The sequence below is a fragment of the Neptuniibacter marinus genome (genome assembly GCF_001597725.1).
GTDB lineage: Bacteria > Pseudomonadota > Gammaproteobacteria > Pseudomonadales > Balneatricaceae > Neptuniibacter > Neptuniibacter marinus.
On the sequence record NZ_LUTR01000016.1, the window covers coordinates 34,039 to 50,581 of the forward strand.

General features: G+C 43.1%; 18 protein-coding genes. 7 read left to right on the forward strand and 11 right to left on the reverse strand.

The window, feature by feature from the left end; translation table 11 throughout:
- Positions 1 to 14: 14 nt before the first annotated feature.
- Positions 15 to 914 carry a LysR family transcriptional regulator gene (locus tag A3774_RS11380; protein WP_067867312.1) on the forward strand — a complete coding sequence of 300 codons (900 nt, stop codon included), beginning with the start codon at positions 15 to 17 and terminating at the stop codon, positions 912 to 914.
- 106 nt (positions 915 to 1,020) lie between these two features.
- On the opposite strand, the gene A3774_RS11385 is transcribed toward A3774_RS11380, so the two are convergent.
- The 11 genes from A3774_RS11385 to A3774_RS11435 all read right to left on the reverse strand — a co-directional run bounded on the left by A3774_RS11385 (position 1,021) and on the right by A3774_RS11435 (position 11,196).
- Positions 1,021 to 1,212, reverse strand: a complete 192-nt coding sequence (locus A3774_RS11385) for a 2-hydroxymuconate tautomerase (protein WP_067867315.1) — start codon at positions 1,210 to 1,212, stop codon at positions 1,021 to 1,023.
- Positions 1,213 to 1,220: 8 nt separating this feature from the next.
- Positions 1,221 to 1,805 carry an antibiotic biosynthesis monooxygenase gene (locus tag A3774_RS11390; RefSeq protein WP_067867318.1) on the reverse strand — a complete coding sequence of 195 codons (585 nt, stop codon included), beginning with the start codon at positions 1,803 to 1,805 and terminating at the stop codon, positions 1,221 to 1,223.
- A 24-nt stretch (positions 1,806 to 1,829) separates the two neighbouring features.
- Positions 1,830 to 2,621 (reverse strand): 2-oxo-3-hexenedioate decarboxylase, encoded by a 792-nt coding sequence (dmpH, locus tag A3774_RS11395; protein WP_067867321.1) that lies wholly within the window; start codon positions 2,619 to 2,621, stop codon positions 1,830 to 1,832.
- Positions 2,621 to 3,649 (reverse strand): 4-hydroxy-2-oxovalerate aldolase, encoded by a 1,029-nt coding sequence (dmpG, locus tag A3774_RS11400; RefSeq protein ID WP_067867325.1) that lies wholly within the window; start codon positions 3,647 to 3,649, stop codon positions 2,621 to 2,623. Before dmpG ends, dmpH begins: the two co-directional genes overlap by 1 nt.
- A 4-nt stretch (positions 3,650 to 3,653) precedes the next feature.
- Positions 3,654 to 4,565, reverse strand: a complete 912-nt coding sequence (locus A3774_RS11405; RefSeq protein WP_067867329.1) for an acetaldehyde dehydrogenase (acetylating) — start codon at positions 4,563 to 4,565, stop codon at positions 3,654 to 3,656.
- A 30-nt stretch (positions 4,566 to 4,595) separates the two neighbouring features.
- Positions 4,596 to 5,381, reverse strand: coding sequence for a 2-oxopent-4-enoate hydratase (dmpE, locus tag A3774_RS11410; protein ID WP_067867332.1), 786 nt, complete (start codon positions 5,379 to 5,381; stop codon positions 4,596 to 4,598).
- 1 nt (position 5,382) lies between these two features.
- The gene (locus tag A3774_RS11415) at positions 5,383 to 6,243 is read right to left on the reverse strand and encodes an alpha/beta fold hydrolase (RefSeq protein WP_067867335.1); all 861 of its coding nucleotides are present in this window, start codon (positions 6,241 to 6,243) and stop codon (positions 5,383 to 5,385) included.
- A gap of 15 nt (positions 6,244 to 6,258) precedes the next feature.
- Positions 6,259 to 7,719 carry a 2-hydroxymuconic semialdehyde dehydrogenase gene (locus tag A3774_RS11420; RefSeq protein WP_067867338.1) on the reverse strand — a complete coding sequence of 487 codons (1,461 nt, stop codon included), beginning with the start codon at positions 7,717 to 7,719 and terminating at the stop codon, positions 6,259 to 6,261.
- Between the two features lie 93 nt (positions 7,720 to 7,812).
- A complete protein-coding gene (locus A3774_RS11425; RefSeq protein ID WP_067867340.1) occupies positions 7,813 to 8,736 on the reverse strand; it encodes a catechol 2,3-dioxygenase in 924 nt (307 codons plus the stop codon).
- Between the two features lie 23 nt (positions 8,737 to 8,759).
- A complete protein-coding gene (locus A3774_RS11430; protein WP_067867344.1) occupies positions 8,760 to 9,080 on the reverse strand; it encodes a 2Fe-2S iron-sulfur cluster-binding protein in 321 nt (106 codons plus the stop codon).
- Positions 9,081 to 9,504: 424 nt separating this feature from the next.
- Complete coding sequence (locus A3774_RS11435) at positions 9,505 to 11,196, reverse strand: sigma-54-dependent Fis family transcriptional regulator (RefSeq protein ID WP_067867347.1); 1,692 nt, start codon at positions 11,194 to 11,196, stop codon at positions 9,505 to 9,507.
- Between the two features lie 501 nt (positions 11,197 to 11,697).
- Here A3774_RS11435 and A3774_RS11440 point away from each other — a divergent pair.
- The 6 genes from A3774_RS11440 (at position 11,698) to A3774_RS11465 (ending at position 16,343) form a co-directional block, all read left to right on the forward strand.
- Positions 11,698 to 12,003 (forward strand): phenol hydroxylase subunit, encoded by a 306-nt coding sequence (locus A3774_RS11440; protein ID WP_067867350.1) that lies wholly within the window; start codon positions 11,698 to 11,700, stop codon positions 12,001 to 12,003.
- Positions 12,004 to 12,034: 31 nt separating this feature from the next.
- Complete coding sequence (locus tag A3774_RS11445; protein WP_067867353.1) at positions 12,035 to 13,021, forward strand: aromatic/alkene monooxygenase hydroxylase subunit beta; 987 nt, start codon at positions 12,035 to 12,037, stop codon at positions 13,019 to 13,021.
- Between the two features lie 14 nt (positions 13,022 to 13,035).
- Positions 13,036 to 13,305, forward strand: a complete 270-nt coding sequence (locus tag A3774_RS11450) for an MmoB/DmpM family protein (protein WP_067867357.1) — start codon at positions 13,036 to 13,038, stop codon at positions 13,303 to 13,305.
- A gap of 16 nt (positions 13,306 to 13,321) precedes the next feature.
- Positions 13,322 to 14,821, forward strand: a complete 1,500-nt coding sequence (locus tag A3774_RS11455; RefSeq protein ID WP_067867360.1) for an aromatic/alkene/methane monooxygenase hydroxylase/oxygenase subunit alpha — start codon at positions 13,322 to 13,324, stop codon at positions 14,819 to 14,821.
- Between the two features lie 73 nt (positions 14,822 to 14,894).
- Positions 14,895 to 15,257, forward strand: a complete 363-nt coding sequence (locus A3774_RS11460; RefSeq protein ID WP_067867365.1) for a phenol hydroxylase subunit P4 — start codon at positions 14,895 to 14,897, stop codon at positions 15,255 to 15,257.
- Positions 15,258 to 15,281: 24 nt separating this feature from the next.
- Positions 15,282 to 16,343 carry an NADH:ubiquinone reductase (Na(+)-transporting) subunit F gene (locus A3774_RS11465; RefSeq protein WP_067867368.1) on the forward strand — a complete coding sequence of 354 codons (1,062 nt, stop codon included), beginning with the start codon at positions 15,282 to 15,284 and terminating at the stop codon, positions 16,341 to 16,343.
- Positions 16,344 to 16,543 lie beyond the last annotated feature (200 nt).

Sequence of the window (16,543 nt, forward strand, 5' to 3'; positions counted from 1 at the left end):
ATGGGATAATGTGAATGGATTTTCATAATCTTTATCTTTTCGTCAAAGTGGTTGATCGTGGTAGCTATATAGCTGCGGCTAAAGAGCTGAATATGCCGAGCTCTACATTGAGTCGCCGTATACAGCAGCTCGAAGAGCAGCTGGGCTATCAGCTTTTGTATAGGAGCTCACGTAAGCTCTCTATGACAGAAGCCGGCGCATTATTTTACCGACGCTGTCAGCCATTATATGAGGAGCTTAGTGATGCAACTCAAGGCTTAGAGGGGGAGCTGACATCTCCCCAAGGAAACCTAAAAATCACTGCACCAGTGAGTTTAGCTAATGAGTTGTTAAATGCATGGTTTTTTGAGTTTATGGAGTGTTACCCCAAGATCAATATCGATCTATTACTGTCGAACAGTAATATAGCGCTAAAAGAGGAGGGGATTGATATAGCTTTCCGTATTGGAGAGATACATATCGCAGATTGGATATCCCGTTTTTTGTTTACCTCCCGTTTTTCATTATGTGCAAGCCCTCGTCTAATTGAGCGTTTAGGTCATCCGACCTCGATCAACGAGTTAAAAGAGTATCCGTTAATTTTGTCGCGTCGCTCTCCTATTTGGAATTTTACCGATAGATATGGAAATACCTCTGAGTTTACCGGCGAGGCTCGGTTGATCTTTGATGAGCTACAAGGTGCCGCTGAGGCTGTTGAAGCGGGTATTGGTGTGGCTTGCTTACCCGATTATATTGTTGGCGAGGCATTAACAACGGGGCGCTTGATTACCCTTTTACCTGAATATGAGCCGGCTGGGCGAGAGGTGAAAATGGTTTATCCCCATCGCCAATATCTGCCAACCAAAGTTAGATTGTTTATTGACTTTATTTTGGCGAAAACGGAAGAGGAGCGAAAGGTTATGGCCGCGACTTAGTCTTCGACCTTTTGACAAAAAAAGCCCTGCAGGCGCAGGGCAAAGGTGTAGATCAATGCTCGTTTACAAGGACGATGAAGTAGTGAATGTTAATCTTAGCCTAGCTTTACTTACCTAATTTTTTTGCGGACTCTCCCGCGATACCGAAATGCTGTTTAGGCATCTCATTAATCATAATACGGACGCTAGGTTTAGGTGCATCTAAGGCTCTAACACAAGCATCAGTTACTTCGGCTATAAGGCGCTCTTTCTGTTCATCAGAACGTCCTTCCATAATGTTGATCTGTATAATTGGCATATCTTCCCTCAGCTATAAAGCCATGATTTTAATAGACGCGTTACTCTGGGCATAACGACATAGGTCATCAACAAAACTTGGGCTACGACAATTGTTAATGTTTTAAACCAAAAAGACATTGGCTCTAAAATGGGAGCAAACGCTAAGTTGATTGCGACAACAAGAACATAAACGACAATGATTAATATCAGCGCCATTTTGTGAGGGGAAGGGTGCTTTTGGGTGGGGAGTTCAGGTAGATCAAACCAAAACTCAAGTCCTGTTCCTCGTTTTGTTACCGCTTCCCCTTCAACTAAACTTTCAAGTTTAGCTAACCATTCGCTTCTTGTTTCAGATTGTTCCCAATGCTGACAATTAGCATAATTATCAAAGCGATAGATAATGACGTATTCATGGTTAGTTGCTTTGCTCGGTCGTAAAACATTTGTTCCCAGATGACCGGGGTAACTAGATGCAGCATTGATCACACCTGAAACCCAGTTTTCATACTCGGCCTCAGAACCTAACTTTACTTTACGTGAGATGCTGACCGTAATGGGACCTTCATCTCCCGGTTGGCAAACCGTAGGTTTAGTATTTTCTGCTGAATTCATCTAGTTACCCCTTTTAAGTATTAACTATACGAACTTACCACTAACAGTACCTAAGTCTTGATAGCGCACTGTAAAGCTATCGCCTTTATTAACTTGGACGGCCGCGGTAATTGCTCCGATCATAATAAAGGTTCCGGCAGGGATTTCTTCCCCTCGTTCACCTAACATATTAGCCAGCATTGCAACGGAGGATGCTGGGTGTCCTAGTACGGCCGCACCGGCACCTACTTGAACCACTTCACCGTTGATCTCCATTACCACACCAATATTTTTCAGATCTAAGTCTTCTGCTTTTGCCATAGTGCCACCGGCGACAAAACGGCTTGATGAGGAGTTGTCAGCAATAACGCTTTTAAGATCAAATTTAAAATCCTTGTAGCGTGAATCAATGACTTCCACTGCCGGCATAACAAAATCAGTTGCGCGTAGAACATCCGCAATATGTACACCTGGGCCCTTTAGGGGGGCTTTAGTAACAAAGGCTAGCTCGGCTTCTATTTTGGGATGAATCAGTTCATCAATTTTGATCTCACCGCCATCAGGAACAGAAAAATAATCGGCAAGGAAACCATAGCAAGGGTGTTCAACGCCCATTTGAGCCATTTTAGCCCATGAGGTTAACCCCATTTTCATGCCAACAATTTTAGTGCCGCGGGCCTCTTTACGGCGACGCATCTCCCATTGAATATCGAAGGCATCTTCGTAGGTCATATCAGGAAAATCATCTGTGATTTTAGTGATTTCGTATGCTTTTAACTCGGCGTTTTCACAATGCTCGGCTAGTTGTTCAATTTGTGCTTTTGTTAGATTACCCATTAGATTAATCCTTTTTCTTTAGCCATTGTTAGAGCTAAATCTTCAATCATATCTTCTTGACCACCCACAGTACCGCGACGACCAAGTTCTACTAAAATATCCCGTGCTTGGATACCATATTTGGCTTCTGCACGCTGAGCAAAGAGAAGGAATGAGCTATAAACGCCCGCATAACCTAGGGTTAATGCATCACGGTCAACACGTATAGGTTGATCCATTAGAGGGACGACTAAATCTTCCGCAACATCCATAATCTTATAGAGATCTACACCATGATTAGCGTGCATACGATCAAGCACAGCGACAAACACTTCGAGTGGTGTATTGCCAGCGCCGGCGCCTAAACCGGCTACAGATCCATCTATGCGGTTTGCACCTGCATCAACTGCAGCTAATGAGTTAGCAATGGCCATCCCCATATTGTGATGACCGTGGAAGCCTAGTTCTGTATTAGGATTTAATTCAGAGCGTAGTAGGCCGATTTTTTCGGATACTTCATCAGGAAGCATGTAACCCGCTGAATCGGTGCAATAGATACAGTTAGCACCGTAGCTTTCCATCAATTTTGCTTGTTCTAGTATTTTCTCTGCAGACACCATATGCGCCATCATAAGAAAGCCCACAGTATCCATATCCATTTTAGCGGCCATACCTATATGCTGCTCGGATACGTCTGCTTCGGTACAGTGAGTCGCTACACGTATTGTGTTGACGCCACAGTCACGGGCCATTTTAAGATGATCGACGGTACCAATGCCTGGCAGTAATAATGCAGACACTTTTGCGTTTTTAATTTTTGGAATGACAGCGTTTAGGTACTCTTCGTCAGTATGGGCTGGAAACCCATAATTCAAGGATGAGCCCCCTAAACCATCACCATGTGTCACCTCGATTAGGGGGATACCGGCATCATCTAAGCCGGTTGAAATAGCAACCATCTGTTCTAATGAAAGTTGATGACGTTTAGCATGCATCCCATCACGTAGACTCATATCGTGAAGTGTTACTTTTTTACCTGTTAAGTCCATTGTTTTAGCCTCGTTCTGGTAGCGTGATTGTTCCGTTATAGGCTTCTTCAGCAAACATCTCTGCTGTGCGAAGTCCTGCGGCAGTCATAATGTCCAAGTTACCTGCATATTTGGGTAGGAAATCACCTAGCCCTTCAACTTCCATAAAGACAGATACTTTATTGCCATCAAAAATAGGGCCGTTTACTAATTTATAGCCCGGCACATATTTTTGAACCTCTTTGACCATGTTGTGAACGGATGCTGTGATTGCTGCTTGATCGGGCTTTTCTTTCGTTAAGCAATGCACTGTATCGCGCATCATCAAAGGGGGCTCCGCTGGATTGACTATGATGATTGCTTTGCCTCTATCCGCACCACCTACGGCCTCAACTGCACCGGCAGTGGTGCGGGTAAACTCATCAATATTCTGACGGGTGCCTGGGCCAATAGAACGGGAGGAAACGGTCGCAACAATTTCGCCATATTCCACGTCTTGCACTTGTGAAACCGCGGCCACCATCGGTATGGTTGCTTGTCCACCACAAGTCACCATATTGACGTTCATCTCTAATTGAGAGGCGTGTTTCTTTAAATTTACCGGCGGGACGCAGAATGGGCCGATAGCTGCTGGCGTTAGATCCACCATAATCACGCCAAGCTCATTTAATTTCCGGCTGTTTTCTGCGTGTACGTAAGCAGACGTTGCATCAAAGGCGACACGAATATCGTCTTTTATTACTTGATCCAACATACCGTCGATACCTGTGCTAGAGATTTTCATGCCCATCTCTTTTGCACGCTTAAGACCTTCTGATTCAGGGTCTATACCCACCATCCATACAGGTTCAACCCACTCAGAACGCTGCATTTTCATCAGTAAATCGGTACCAATGTTACCCGGACCGATAATGACTGCTTTTAGTTTCTTGCTCATATTTATATCCTCAAAGTCAGTGTGGTCGAGTTAGGTGAAACGAACAGATGCAGATCCAATACCGCCAATACTGACTGTCATGAAGTCGCCTGCTTGAACGGGTTCAAGTGGTACTAATGAGCCGGAGAGTATGACTTCTCCTGCTTTGAGTGATATACCGAATTCACCTAAGGTATTGGCCAGCCAAGTCACGCAATTAACGGGGCTTCCTAGTGCTGCAGCGCCCGCTCCGGTGGAGATAACCTTGCCGTTTTTTTCAACTACCATGCCGCAAGTTGCTAGATCTACTTCACTTGGTTTTACTGCACGGTCGCCCAACACAAAAAGGCCGCAAGATGCATTGTCAGCGACAGTGTCTTCGATTTTTATTTTCCAATCTTCAATGCGTGAATCGACAATCTCAAAGCAGGGCATTACATAATCGGTTGCCGCTAATACATCTGCATTTGTGATGCCTGGGCCAACAAGATCTTTTTTAAGAATAAAAGCAATTTCACCTTCTGCTTTGGGTTGAATCAAGCGTTCGGAGATAGGCATCTCCTCTCCTTGGCTAAACGCCATATCATCAGTTAAATAGCCAAAGTCTGGTTGGTGTACATTCAGCATGTTTTGAACAGCTTTTGAGGTCACACCAATTTTTTTGCCGATAATTTTAGCGCCGGCTTGTACTCGACGGTCCACCATACGTAACGAAATATGATAAGCATCTTCAATGGTTATATCGTCAAAGCGTTCAGTAAATGGCTTTAATGTTTTGTGTTCGGTGAGCGCCTCATAGAGTTCATCACCGCATTTCTCTATCTGTTTTGGGTTCATTTTATTTCTCGTATGCAAGTTGATCACCTTCTTTTAAAAAGGTGGCAATTAACTGATTAAACCGCTCTTCGTGTTCAATTTGAGTCCAATGACCGCATTCACCAAAAATATGAAGTTGAGATCGACTGATCCAGCGGTTTAATGTGAAGCTATTTTCAAGCGGAATGACTTGATCATCCCGGCCATGGATAATGAGAGTTTCATGCCTGAGTGCACGAATCTGTTGTTCTTCACTCGTCATGGCATCGATCCAACGCTGCCTAGGGGCTGGAAACATTGCAGAATATGATCTCTGTACACCTTCACGTATGCTTGCTTGATAACGAAGCTCTGCGAGCTCATCGGTAACAAGGTTTCGGTCAAAGGCAAAGATATCTAACATTTTTTTCATTGATTCTAGTGAGGGCTGATAACCCCAAACCTGATCCAGTCCTTGGGTTAAAGTGAAGGGAACACCGACACTTCCCATCAAGACTAGGCGACGTATGCGGTTGGGGTTTTTAATGGCTATAGCCAGTGCAAGCGCCCCCCCAAATGAGTTGCCTATTAAATCGGTTTGATCAATTTCTAAGTAATCTAGAGTATCGATTAGGTGCTGAACCCATAGGTCCATGGTGTAGTGGTTGTGGGTTGAGCCTTGGGTGTAACCAAAGCCCATTAGGTCTGGTGCGATAACACGCCGCTCTTTTGCTAGAACTTGAATGCTAAGGCGCCAATTGGCCCACGCTGTTACCCCTGGACCTGAGCCATGAAGTAGTACAACGGGGAAACCTGTCCCCTGGTCATGTACATTAGTCATAACGCCTTTAATATCGGTGAGTAAACCGATTTCAGGGTTATTGTTTGTAGCGGTTGTATTCATGGCTCAGCTCGTGTCTTAGAATTTAATGCAGATGTTTTTAGTTTCGGTGTAGAACTCAAGGCCATGAACACCCCCTTCACGACCAATACCTGATTCTTTTGCACCACCAAATGCGGTGCGAAGGTCGCGTAGGAACCAGCTATTAATCCATACCAATCCAACTTCTAGTTGCTCGGCTATACGGGATGCTTTAGCTGAGTTTTCAGTCCATACCGCTGCAGATAAACCGTAGTTGGTATTGTTTGCTAAATGGACAACCTCATCTTCTGAATCAAAAGGGCGAATATGACAGCAGGGCCCAAATACCTCTTCTTTAATGAGGCGAGCGTCATCAGGAAGGTCTGTCCAAATAGTAGGTTCTACCCAAGCTCCAGCATTTAGCGCATCGCCCATCTCTGGGACACCACCACCCGTAACGACGGTTGCACCTTCTTCTACGGCTAATTTGTAGTAGGAGAGGACTTTATCTTTGTGTTCTTGGCTAACCAGTGGGCCAAAATCTACACTTGGATCTTCAGGACGACCCATTTTTAGTTTCTCTACTCCTTCTTTTAAGCGTTGAACAAATTCATCAAACAGAGGACGTTCAACATAAACTCGTTCGGTACCTAGGCAAACTTGACCGCAGTTCACAAAAGCTGAACGTAGGGTACCTTCAACTGCTTTATCAAGATCACAATCTGCGAAAACAATCCCAGGGTTTTTACCACCACACTCCATAGAAATATTACGTAAACCGACAGAGGCAGCACGCATGATTATTTCACCGGTGCGGGTTTCTCCAGTAAATGTAATCGCATCTACATCTTTATGTTCGGTTAAAAAAGCACCAGCAGAGTCTGGACCAAAACCATGAACCACGTTGTAAACCCCTTCAGGTACACCGCATTCATTCATAACTTCACCAAGCAGTGTGGCGGTTGCTGGTGTTTCTTCAGAAGGTTTGACCACTACGGTATTGCCGCAAGCTAAGGCCGGGCCTACTTTCCATGTCATTAATAACAACGGAAGGTTCCAAGGGCTGACAACGGCAATAACACCTTTAGGCGTGCGATGTCCGTAGTTCAGTGCACCTAAGCCATCCGGTGTATCCATGTGGAAAGCTTCAGTCGGATGGTTTGCAACGGTTTCAGAAAAGGCTTTGAAATTCGCAGCACCCCGGGGAATATCAATGTGGGAAGCAATTTTATGAGGCTTACCTGTATCTAAACATTCAGCTTCGAGGAACTCATCAAAGCGTTCGTTAATACGGTCGGCAACTTTGTTAAGTAAGGCGGTACGTTGAGCTTGGGTCATTTCCCCCCAAGGTCCTTTCATCGCAGATTTGGCTGCGCTAACGGCCATGTCAACTTCTTGTAGGCCTGCCTCATGGACAGTACCAATAACACTGTTGTCTACAGGACAGCGGTTCTCGAACGTTTTACCGCTGCTTGAAGTAACAAATTGACCATTTATAAAATTCTTAAATTCTTTCATTCTTTTTCTCAAGCTAAGTAAAAGGATTCAGTGGTTGATACTGATTGAGTAATGGCAGCTTCTAATTGAGACATTAAAAGCTGCACCTTATGCTTACGTTAAAACAGTTAGGAATCGCTCATTGAGGACACGATCATGGTAGAAAATCGCTTTACCTAATTGTTCCTCTTGCCATGTAATCGTGGGGTGATCTGGATAGTGGTAATCACCACCACAAAATACTTCAGTGCGATTTCCGCTAGGATCAAAGAAATAGATGGTTTTGCCGTGCGTTAGGCCATGCCGTGTCGGTCCAATATCGATAGATACATCTCGCATTGAGATGAGATCCGCTGCACGTAAAACATCATCCCAAGTTTCTAGCAGGAAGGAGGCATGGTGGAATTTACCCAGTTCTGGGCATTCAATAAATGCGACGTCATGGGCTTTAGAGCTGCAGGTTAAGAAGCTGGCTATTCTTGTTCCATCGGCGGTTAGTACTTGTTCAGCAAGATCAAAGCCCAGAATATCAGTGAAGATCTCTGTGCTTCCGTCTATATTGGGTCCATAAAGGAGGGCATGATCAAAACGTACCGCCTTCATGCCTTTTAGACCTTCAGGCCAGGCTTCTGGGTTTACAGGATTAATACCCCATTTACCGGTTTGCTCTTTGCTTGCGTATAGCTCAAATGTGTGACCTGTCGGGGTATCAAACTGCACGCGACGACCACAGTCTTTTAGGTCTCCTGCCGGAATATCTTCAACATTACAGCCATACTTAATAAGCTCTGATCGTAGGCTATCGACGGTGGCTTCGTCGATACATTTAAAGGCAAAGAAGTCTAAACCGGGCTCATCTGCTTCACGTAGGACAACTGAAAATTTATCTATTTCAGACCAGGCTTTTAAATAGACGCGCCCCTGATCATCGCGATCCATCTCTATAAGACCTACCAGATCTCGGTAATGGGTAAGTGCCTCTTCCATATCGAGTACGCGTATTTGAACATGCCCTGGACGCATAACACCTTTTTTCATGAAACTATCCTCAATTATTATTTTTAAACGATTATTTGTTTCGGATCGGGTGAGTGAATAACCTCTATCTCAAGATCGCTGGTTGGAAAAATACGACAGGCAAGGACAAATCCATCCTGTAACTCTTTATCCGTTATATGCGCTTTGCTCATTTTTTTACTTGAGAAAGAGCCATTCACAACTCTTATTTTGCAGACCCCGCAGCCTCCGCCACGGCAGCCCACATTGATACAGTGTGAATTAATTGTTTCCATACCAATCAATAAGCTGATCTCGCTAGGGCATAGAAACTCTTGCCCTTGGTTAATTACCTGAATCTTATGTTTAGTTATTGTTTGACTCATGTATCAGTCTCTAACTACTACTGCATTACAGTTTCATACGTGCAAACACTACCAAGCAATCGATATGCCATTGTGGATATTTTTTTGATTCTTTTATTTTAAAATTATGAAAAATAAGGAAAAATTTGTTAATTTTTTATAAAGGCTCTGATCAAAAAGGTGTACTTGGGTAAGGGCTAAGATTATCAAATGATTAAATGATGACTCGGTGTGTGACGAGTTGATTAAATGGAACTGTAGATTTAATGACCGCGGAAATTACTGCAGATATGCCGGTTTATTACTTTTTAGAGGTTAGCGCTAACGCTATAGTTCATAATCACACAAGCGTCGGATAGGGGCTCAGTCGAACCCGTTATATAGGCCTATATTAGGGATGATGGGTTCTGGACGGAGAGACGTTTGTCTAAAGCTGATTTTGCTATTATTTTTTGAGTCGATAGGCCATTTGCGGGCGGGTTATACCTAGAATGCGAGCAGCTTGGGTGATATTTCCATCGGCTTTTTCCATAGCACGCTCAAGTACCTGTTGTTCAAAGTGAGCTAGATCAAAATTATGATTAAGGAGTTGATCGATCACTGTATCTTTAGATGCATCGTCACTTTCTAAGCTGCTCAATTCCCCTGTTTTGCTAATAATATTCAGAGGGTGAGTTGGCTCTGAAAGAGAGGGGAAAAATGAACTCATATCGATACTACGATTATTATCGGTAAGAATAATACCGCGCTCAATCATGTTTTCTAGTTCACGAATATTGCCAGGCCATTTGTAGTGCATCAGTGCTTGTAATGCTTTCTCTGATACACCGAGTGTCTGTTTGTTGTATTTAGCGTGATACTTTTCAAGAAAGTGATCGACTAAAAGGGAGATATCCTCGGATCGCTCCCTTAGTGGGGGGATTAAGACAGGGTAAACATTCAGACGGTAGTATAAATCTTCACGAAACTTACCTGCTTTCACAGCATCAATTAGATTCTCATTTGTCGCTGCAACAATACGAACATCAATTTTACGTAATTGATTATCGCCTACACGTTCCAGCTCTCCTTCTTGGAGTACGCGCAATAGGGTGGCTTGTGCTCTAGGGCTTAATTCAGCCACTTCATCAAGAAAAATTGTGCCAGTATTTGCTCTTTCAAATTTACCTTCTCGAGACTCGGTTGCACCGGTATAAGCGCCTTTCCTAACACCAAAAAGTTCAGCTTCAATAAGATCTGGCGGAATGCACGCACAATTGATTGCAATAAAGGGGTTGTTAGAGCGTTGACTACTTTGATGCAGTGCGCGTGCGACTACCTCCTTACCCACGCCCGTCTCGCCTTGAAGGAGGACGGTGACTGTGCTGTCTGAGGCACGTTGAATCAGATGACAGACATGTTTAAATGCCTCAGATTGTCCGACCGAGTTGAATAATATTTCATCTGAAGGGAATCGGTGAGCTTGGAAGTTTTCTTTTAATGTGCTGACTTCATAACGGAGGGCAAAAAGTTCATCAGCGATAGGGTCGGGTAATAGACAACGTTCTAGTTCTTCTTGATCTTCCCATTCAGAAGCCGGTTTACCAACGATTTTACAGTGATCGGCGCCAGTACCAGCACACTGAGTTTCTTTAAAGATGATTTTGTGGCCCATATAGTATGTGGAGAAACCACTAGCGTAACCGAGCAAGGTCCAGCAGATTGGATCTTCAGATACACCAAACTCATGTATATGCAGATCGGCTTCGTAAGAATCATACCAATTAAATTCGGCATAGAACTGTTTGTCGGGAAGGTCAAATTCGAGTGCGACAGGTTCGACGCGTACCATACCTTTTATACCATGAAGCTGAGGGCCGACAAGGAACGCTTCGGATTTAGTGATTTCTGGGCGAACCTTATGTGCTAGTTCAGCATCTTTCATTCCGCTGTTATAGCCAAAACGCATCAAAAAACCTCTGGCGCGTTCTATGCCTAGGGAGGCGACTAATTCTGTGCGTAAAGAGCCCATAACAGCAGAATGAATAAGGAGCATTCTCTGCTCATCTAACCAGATTTTTCCATTTTCGTGGTCAAACTGTATTTGAGAAATAAGATCTTCAGGCGTAGGAAACTGCAATGCCGGTTGTTCGCTCATTCAAGGACTCGCTATATTTATTTTTTTTATATGCTGCTAGCTATATTTAGGGTGACTTTAAATAATGAATACTAATTCTTTTAGTTTGTCCCCTAATACATTAGATACCCAGATCGCATCGCTAAGTGGTATGAAGTAATAAGAACCTTTATTTATAAAGCGTTTTACTTAGCGGGTGTTAAGCAAGAAACATGCACAATCCGCAAAGCAGCGTTTACCTCTTTCAGCCCTGAGAGGTTGTTTATATGTCTCATCATTTCATCACTATTTCATACTAGCCTAACCATTTCGTCACCCTTTAGATAGAGGGAGTCGTATAAATAATTCGTCGTAAAGTCAGTCTATTTTTATTTGTTCGGGCTTCGGCTTTGTTTATAAAAAGCTATATATATCAATTGGTTATGTTTTTTAATTTGCCTTTGTTTTTGTTTTTACTTCCGGTTCTGGCACAGCCTTTGCTGATAGCTGTTCGACTATGGCCCAAAAGGTGATTGAAACAAAATGAAAAAAGCAGATCTAGATGTGAACAGTCAACAGAACAACGCTTCGTTTGAAGAGTTAGTGAAGTATGTTCGTGTTCGCAGCGCTGAAGGTGCTCGATTTGTGGAGTTTGATTTTGCCATCGGTGACCCGAGTCTGTTTGTTGAATTAGTGATGCCTCAAGGGGCGTTTGAACACTTTTGTTCACACAACAACGTAGTTCATATGACAACAGAACAGACCCAGGCCATTGATGCTGAAATGGATAAATGGCGCTATGGCGAAGAAACGCTAATGGCCCGTAATCACAATCGCACAACCAAATAACAATAAACTCGTTTTGCTGGGGCACAACCGCATGACTATTGAAATAAAAACAGCAACCCTTGAACCCGTCCGAAATACGTTTGCGCATATAGAGCGTCGATTCGGTGATAAGCCCGCTACACGTTATCAGGAGGCAACCTATGATGTGCAATCGGAAAAGTACTTCCATTATCGTCCGCTTTGGCAACCGGATAAGGAGCTGAATGACCCAAGTCGTACCGCTATAAAAATGAAAGATTGGTATGCATTTAAAGACCCACGCCAATTTTATTATGGTGCGTATGTTCAACAGCGCGCAAAAATGCAGGAAGCGGCTGAAAACAACTATGCCTTTTTTGAAAAACGTAATTTAGTTGCGTTGCTGCCTGAAGGCATGAAAGAAAATATCATTAAATACCTCGTCCCGCTTCGCCATGTAGAACATGGTGCGAATCTCAATAATATGTACGCTTGTGCATACGGTTTTGGCACCGCAATTACTCAGGCGTGTCTGTATAACGGAATGGACCGCTTAGGTATTGCTCAATATCTCTCACGTATTGGTTTAATCATTGATGGAAATACAGGGGGTTCATTAACTGAAGCTAAAGTCGCTTGGTTGAATGATCCTATTTGGCAGGGTGTGAGAGCACTGGTTGAAGAGTTGTCGGTGACTGAAGATTGGTTTGAAGTTTTAGTTGCCCAAGATGTTGTGCTGGATTGCTTAATGCATGAGCTAATTTATGTCCAGTTTGATCAATGGCTTCAAGAGAATGGTGCTCAAGATATCGGCATGTTGACTGACTTTATGCAAGCTTGGTCAAAAGATACGAATCGCTGGATAGACGCAACACTAAAGATTGCGGCAACTGAATCGAATGAGAATAGAGCGCTGCTAGAAAAGTGGGTTCTTCATTGGAAGCAAGTCATAACTAAAGCATTGGCACCATTGGCTGCAGACATGCTAAACGACGACGCGTTGGCATTAGCCGAGTCTGTACTTGATAAACGCTTACAGAAAGCGGGTTTGTTCAAATAATAAGGGTGTTAAGCATGTCAAAAGTTTATATCGCATTACAGGATAATGATGAGTCTCGTTATATCGTAGAAGCCATTGAAGAAGATAACCCTGAAGCAACGGTTATTCATATGCCGGCGATGATTCGAATTGAAATGGAAGGCCGGTTGACGGTTTTAAAGGAAACCGTAGAGGAGAAGATGGGGCGTGATTGGGATATTCAGGAGTTGCATCTAAATCTCATTACGCTAGGTGGCAACGTTGAAGAAGATGATGACAGCTTAAGTCTTCATTGGAATGAATAAAAAGAAGGTTTGAATCATGGCTAAGAAACTAAATATAAAAGATAAATATCGCCTGCTAACCCGTGATCTTGATTGGGAATACTCTTATGTGGATAAAAAGGATGCTTTCCCATTTGAAGAATTTGAAGGTATCAAAATTACAGATTGGTCGAAATGGGAAGACCCATTTCGCTTAACAATGGATTCCTATTGGAAGTATCAAGCGGAAAAAGAGAAAAAACTTTATGCAATATTTGATGCATTTTCACAAAATCACGGTCATTTAAACGTATCAGACCCGCGTTATGTAAATGCACTTAAGTTGTTTTTAACCGGCGTTTCTCCGCTTGAATATCAAGCCTACCAAGGCTTTGCTCATGTAGGTCGTCAGTTTGGTGGTGTAGGTGCGCGTGTTGCTTGTCAGATGCAAGCGATTGATGAATTGCGTCATGTACAGACACAGATTCACGCGATGAGCCATTACAACAAGTATTTTGATGGCTTCCAAGATTATAGCCATATGCATGACCGTGTTTGGTACTTGTCTGTACCGAAATCTTTCTTTAATGATGCTCGTGCAGCTGGACCATTTGAGTTTATGGTCGCGATAGGTTTCTCATTTGAATATGTATTAACCAACCTATTGTTTGTGCCTTTCATGTCGGGTGCGGCTCATAATGGTGATATGGCCACAGTGACCTTTGGCTTTTCGGCGCAATCTGATGAAGCACGCCACATGACCTTAGGTCTTGAGGTTATTAAATTCTTATTGGAACAGCATGAAGATAACGTACCGATTGTCCAGAAATGGATTGATAAATGGTTCTGGCGTGGTACGCGTTTATTAACACTAGTGGCGATGATGATGGATTACATGTTGCCAAATAAGGTGATGTCTTGGAAAGAGGCGTGGGAAGTCTACTTCGAAGAGGCGGGTGGCGCGTTATTTAAAGATCTCGCACGCTATGGCATCAAAATGCCTAAATATGCGGAAACCATTGAGAAAGAAAAAGAGCATGTGTCTCATCAGGCATGGTGGATCTTCTATACCCACGGTCATGCTGCAGGCTTCCATACGTGGATTCCATCAGATGAAGAGTTGGATTGGTTATCTGAAAAGTACCCAGATACGTTTGATAAGTACTACCGTCCTCGCTGGGAGCTAGCTAAAGAGATGGAAGCTAAGGGGGAACGTTTCTATACCAAAGCGCTGCCTCAGCTTTGTACGACGTGCCAGATCCCTATGGGCTTTACTGAGATGGATGATCCTACCCAAGTGTGCTATCGCGATTCAGTTTATAACGGCGACCGTTATCATTTCTGCTCCGATGGCTGTAAAGAAATTTTTGATGATGAACCTGAAAAATATGTCCAGTCATGGTTACCGGTTCATCAAATATTCCAAGGTAACTGTGGCGGTCCGGATGTCGAGAATGTGTTAAGCGATTTCTATCGGATGAATTTAGGTGAAGACAACATGGATATGAAAGGCTCACCGGATGAGAAGCGCTGGAAGCAGTGGAAAGGTGTTGCCTGATTAGGCAACAAAATAATTAAACGATCGATAGTCCCTGACAAGAGGGGCTATCGTATTGATCGGGAGAATAATAATGCCTATACATGCCATAACACCTGAATACAAAGGCGAAGTATTAGATAAATTTGAAAATTTTAACGGTAACCAAGTTGTTTATGTAGGTTGGGATCATCATTTGATGTTTTGCGCAGCATTTGCATACCCTTTGCCCCCTGAAATGCTATTTAGAACCCTGTTAGACGATGTAATACCTGAAGCATTTAGCCTTCATCCTGAGTTTTCTAAAATTAATTGGGATAAAGCAGAATGGTTATTAGATGGTCAGCCATTTATTCCTCAACTCAATGCATCATTAATAGATCAAGGGATTGGTCATAAATCATTATTACGTTTCCAAACGCCCGAACTAAAAGGCGTTCAGGAAGCGGGTATCTAAAGCCAGTTTATAAGGTGGAATACTATGACTTATGAAGTAGTTGTTGAGCCGACAGGTGATGTGATTGAGGTGGAAGAGGGCCAGACTATATTAGATGCAGCGCTAAGGCAGGGGGTTTGGCTGCCTTTTGCCTGCGGTCATGGCACTTGTGCAACCTGTAAGTGTCAAGTAACCGAAGGTGATGTGGATCTTGGTAATGCATCGCCCTTCGCGTTGATGGATATAGAGCGAGAAGAGGGGAAAATCTTAGTTTGTTGTGCAACACCTGAATCAGATTTAGTGATTGAAGCTGATATAGATGTTGATGAAGATTTTGAGGGTTTTCCTGTTAAGGACTTTATCGGCACCGTTTCGGCAATTAAAGATCTATCACCGACGATTAAAGGTATACATTTTACCCTTGATGATGAGATCGAATTTCAAGCAGGGCAATATATAAACCTGAGCATTCCAGGTGTGGAAGGATCTCGTGCATTTTCTATTGCTAACAAACCTTCTGATAATAAAGTGCTTGAGTTGCATGTGCGCTTAGTTGAAGGAGGCGCGGGTACTACTTATCTACATGAACAGTTGAAGGTGGGTGACACTTTAGAGCTCTCAGGTCCTTATGGTCAGTTCTTTACGCGTTTGTCTGATAGTCAGGATGTGATCTTTATTGCTGGTGGATCAGGCTTGTCGAGCCCACAATCGATGATTTTTGAATTACTAGAGCGTGGCGATAGCCGTGAGATTTATCTCTTCCAAGGCGCACGCAATGTTGCGGAGCTTTATAACAGAGCTATTTTCGAAAACTTAGCAAAAGAGCATAGTAATTTTCATTATATTCCAGCGCTGAATGCGCCAGAGCCTGATGATGATTGGCAAGGCTTTACGGGCTTTGTTCATGATGCTGCAGATGCGCATTTCAATAGCCGTTTTGATGGTCATAAAGCTTACCTTTGTGGTCCACCTCCTATGATCAATGCCGCGATTACAACGTTGATGCAAGGGCGTTTATTTGAGCGAGATATCCATATGGAACGTTTTCTAACGGCTGCAGATGAGTCTGAAGATCAATCTAGGTCTGCTTTATTTAAGCGAATCTAAACGTTGTTTCTCCTCTCTTCTTAAACCAGCGAATGCTGGTTTTTTTATTTCTTAAGTTTAGTTAGATCTTTGCCATTGATTTAGAGTCAGCCATTAATTATTTGATTACCCCTTTTGACATCATTTGATTATTTGGTGAATGAGGAGATTTGTTAAGTCGAAGATTATGTTGAGATAATCTTATAGGTTATGCCTAACCT

What these genes read in the sequence shown, in the direction of transcription:
- A3774_RS11380 (WP_067867312.1), top strand. Translation starts at nt 15, where the DNA reads ATGGATTTTCATAATCTTTATCTTTTCGTCAAAGTGGTTGATCGTGGT.
- A3774_RS11430 (WP_067867344.1), bottom strand. Translation starts at nt 9,080, where the DNA reads ATGAGTCAAACAATAACTAAACATAAGATTCAGGTAATTAACCAAGGG.
- A3774_RS11405 (WP_067867329.1), bottom strand. Translation starts at nt 4,565, where the DNA reads ATGAGCAAGAAACTAAAAGCAGTCATTATCGGTCCGGGTAACATTGGT.
- A3774_RS11390 (WP_067867318.1), bottom strand. Translation starts at nt 1,805, where the DNA reads ATGAATTCAGCAGAAAATACTAAACCTACGGTTTGCCAACCGGGAGAT.
- A3774_RS11455 (WP_067867360.1), top strand. Translation starts at nt 13,322, where the DNA reads ATGGCTAAGAAACTAAATATAAAAGATAAATATCGCCTGCTAACCCGT.
- A3774_RS11385 (WP_067867315.1), bottom strand. Translation starts at nt 1,212, where the DNA reads ATGCCAATTATACAGATCAACATTATGGAAGGACGTTCTGATGAACAG.
- A3774_RS11450 (WP_067867357.1), top strand. Translation starts at nt 13,036, where the DNA reads ATGTCAAAAGTTTATATCGCATTACAGGATAATGATGAGTCTCGTTAT.
- A3774_RS11435 (WP_067867347.1), bottom strand. Translation starts at nt 11,196, where the DNA reads ATGAGCGAACAACCGGCATTGCAGTTTCCTACGCCTGAAGATCTTATT.
- A3774_RS11420 (WP_067867338.1), bottom strand. Translation starts at nt 7,719, where the DNA reads ATGAAAGAATTTAAGAATTTTATAAATGGTCAATTTGTTACTTCAAGC.
- dmpG (WP_067867325.1), bottom strand. Translation starts at nt 3,649, where the DNA reads ATGGACTTAACAGGTAAAAAAGTAACACTTCACGATATGAGTCTACGT.
- A3774_RS11440 (WP_067867350.1), top strand. Translation starts at nt 11,698, where the DNA reads ATGAAAAAAGCAGATCTAGATGTGAACAGTCAACAGAACAACGCTTCG.
- A3774_RS11425 (WP_067867340.1), bottom strand. Translation starts at nt 8,736, where the DNA reads ATGAAAAAAGGTGTTATGCGTCCAGGGCATGTTCAAATACGCGTACTC.
- A3774_RS11415 (WP_067867335.1), bottom strand. Translation starts at nt 6,243, where the DNA reads ATGAATACAACCGCTACAAACAATAACCCTGAAATCGGTTTACTCACC.
- A3774_RS11465 (WP_067867368.1), top strand. Translation starts at nt 15,282, where the DNA reads ATGACTTATGAAGTAGTTGTTGAGCCGACAGGTGATGTGATTGAGGTG.
- dmpH (WP_067867321.1), bottom strand. Translation starts at nt 2,621, where the DNA reads ATGGGTAATCTAACAAAAGCACAAATTGAACAACTAGCCGAGCATTGT.
- A3774_RS11445 (WP_067867353.1), top strand. Translation starts at nt 12,035, where the DNA reads ATGACTATTGAAATAAAAACAGCAACCCTTGAACCCGTCCGAAATACG.
- A3774_RS11460 (WP_067867365.1), top strand. Translation starts at nt 14,895, where the DNA reads ATGCCTATACATGCCATAACACCTGAATACAAAGGCGAAGTATTAGAT.
- dmpE (WP_067867332.1), bottom strand. Translation starts at nt 5,381, where the DNA reads ATGAACCCAAAACAGATAGAGAAATGCGGTGATGAACTCTATGAGGCG.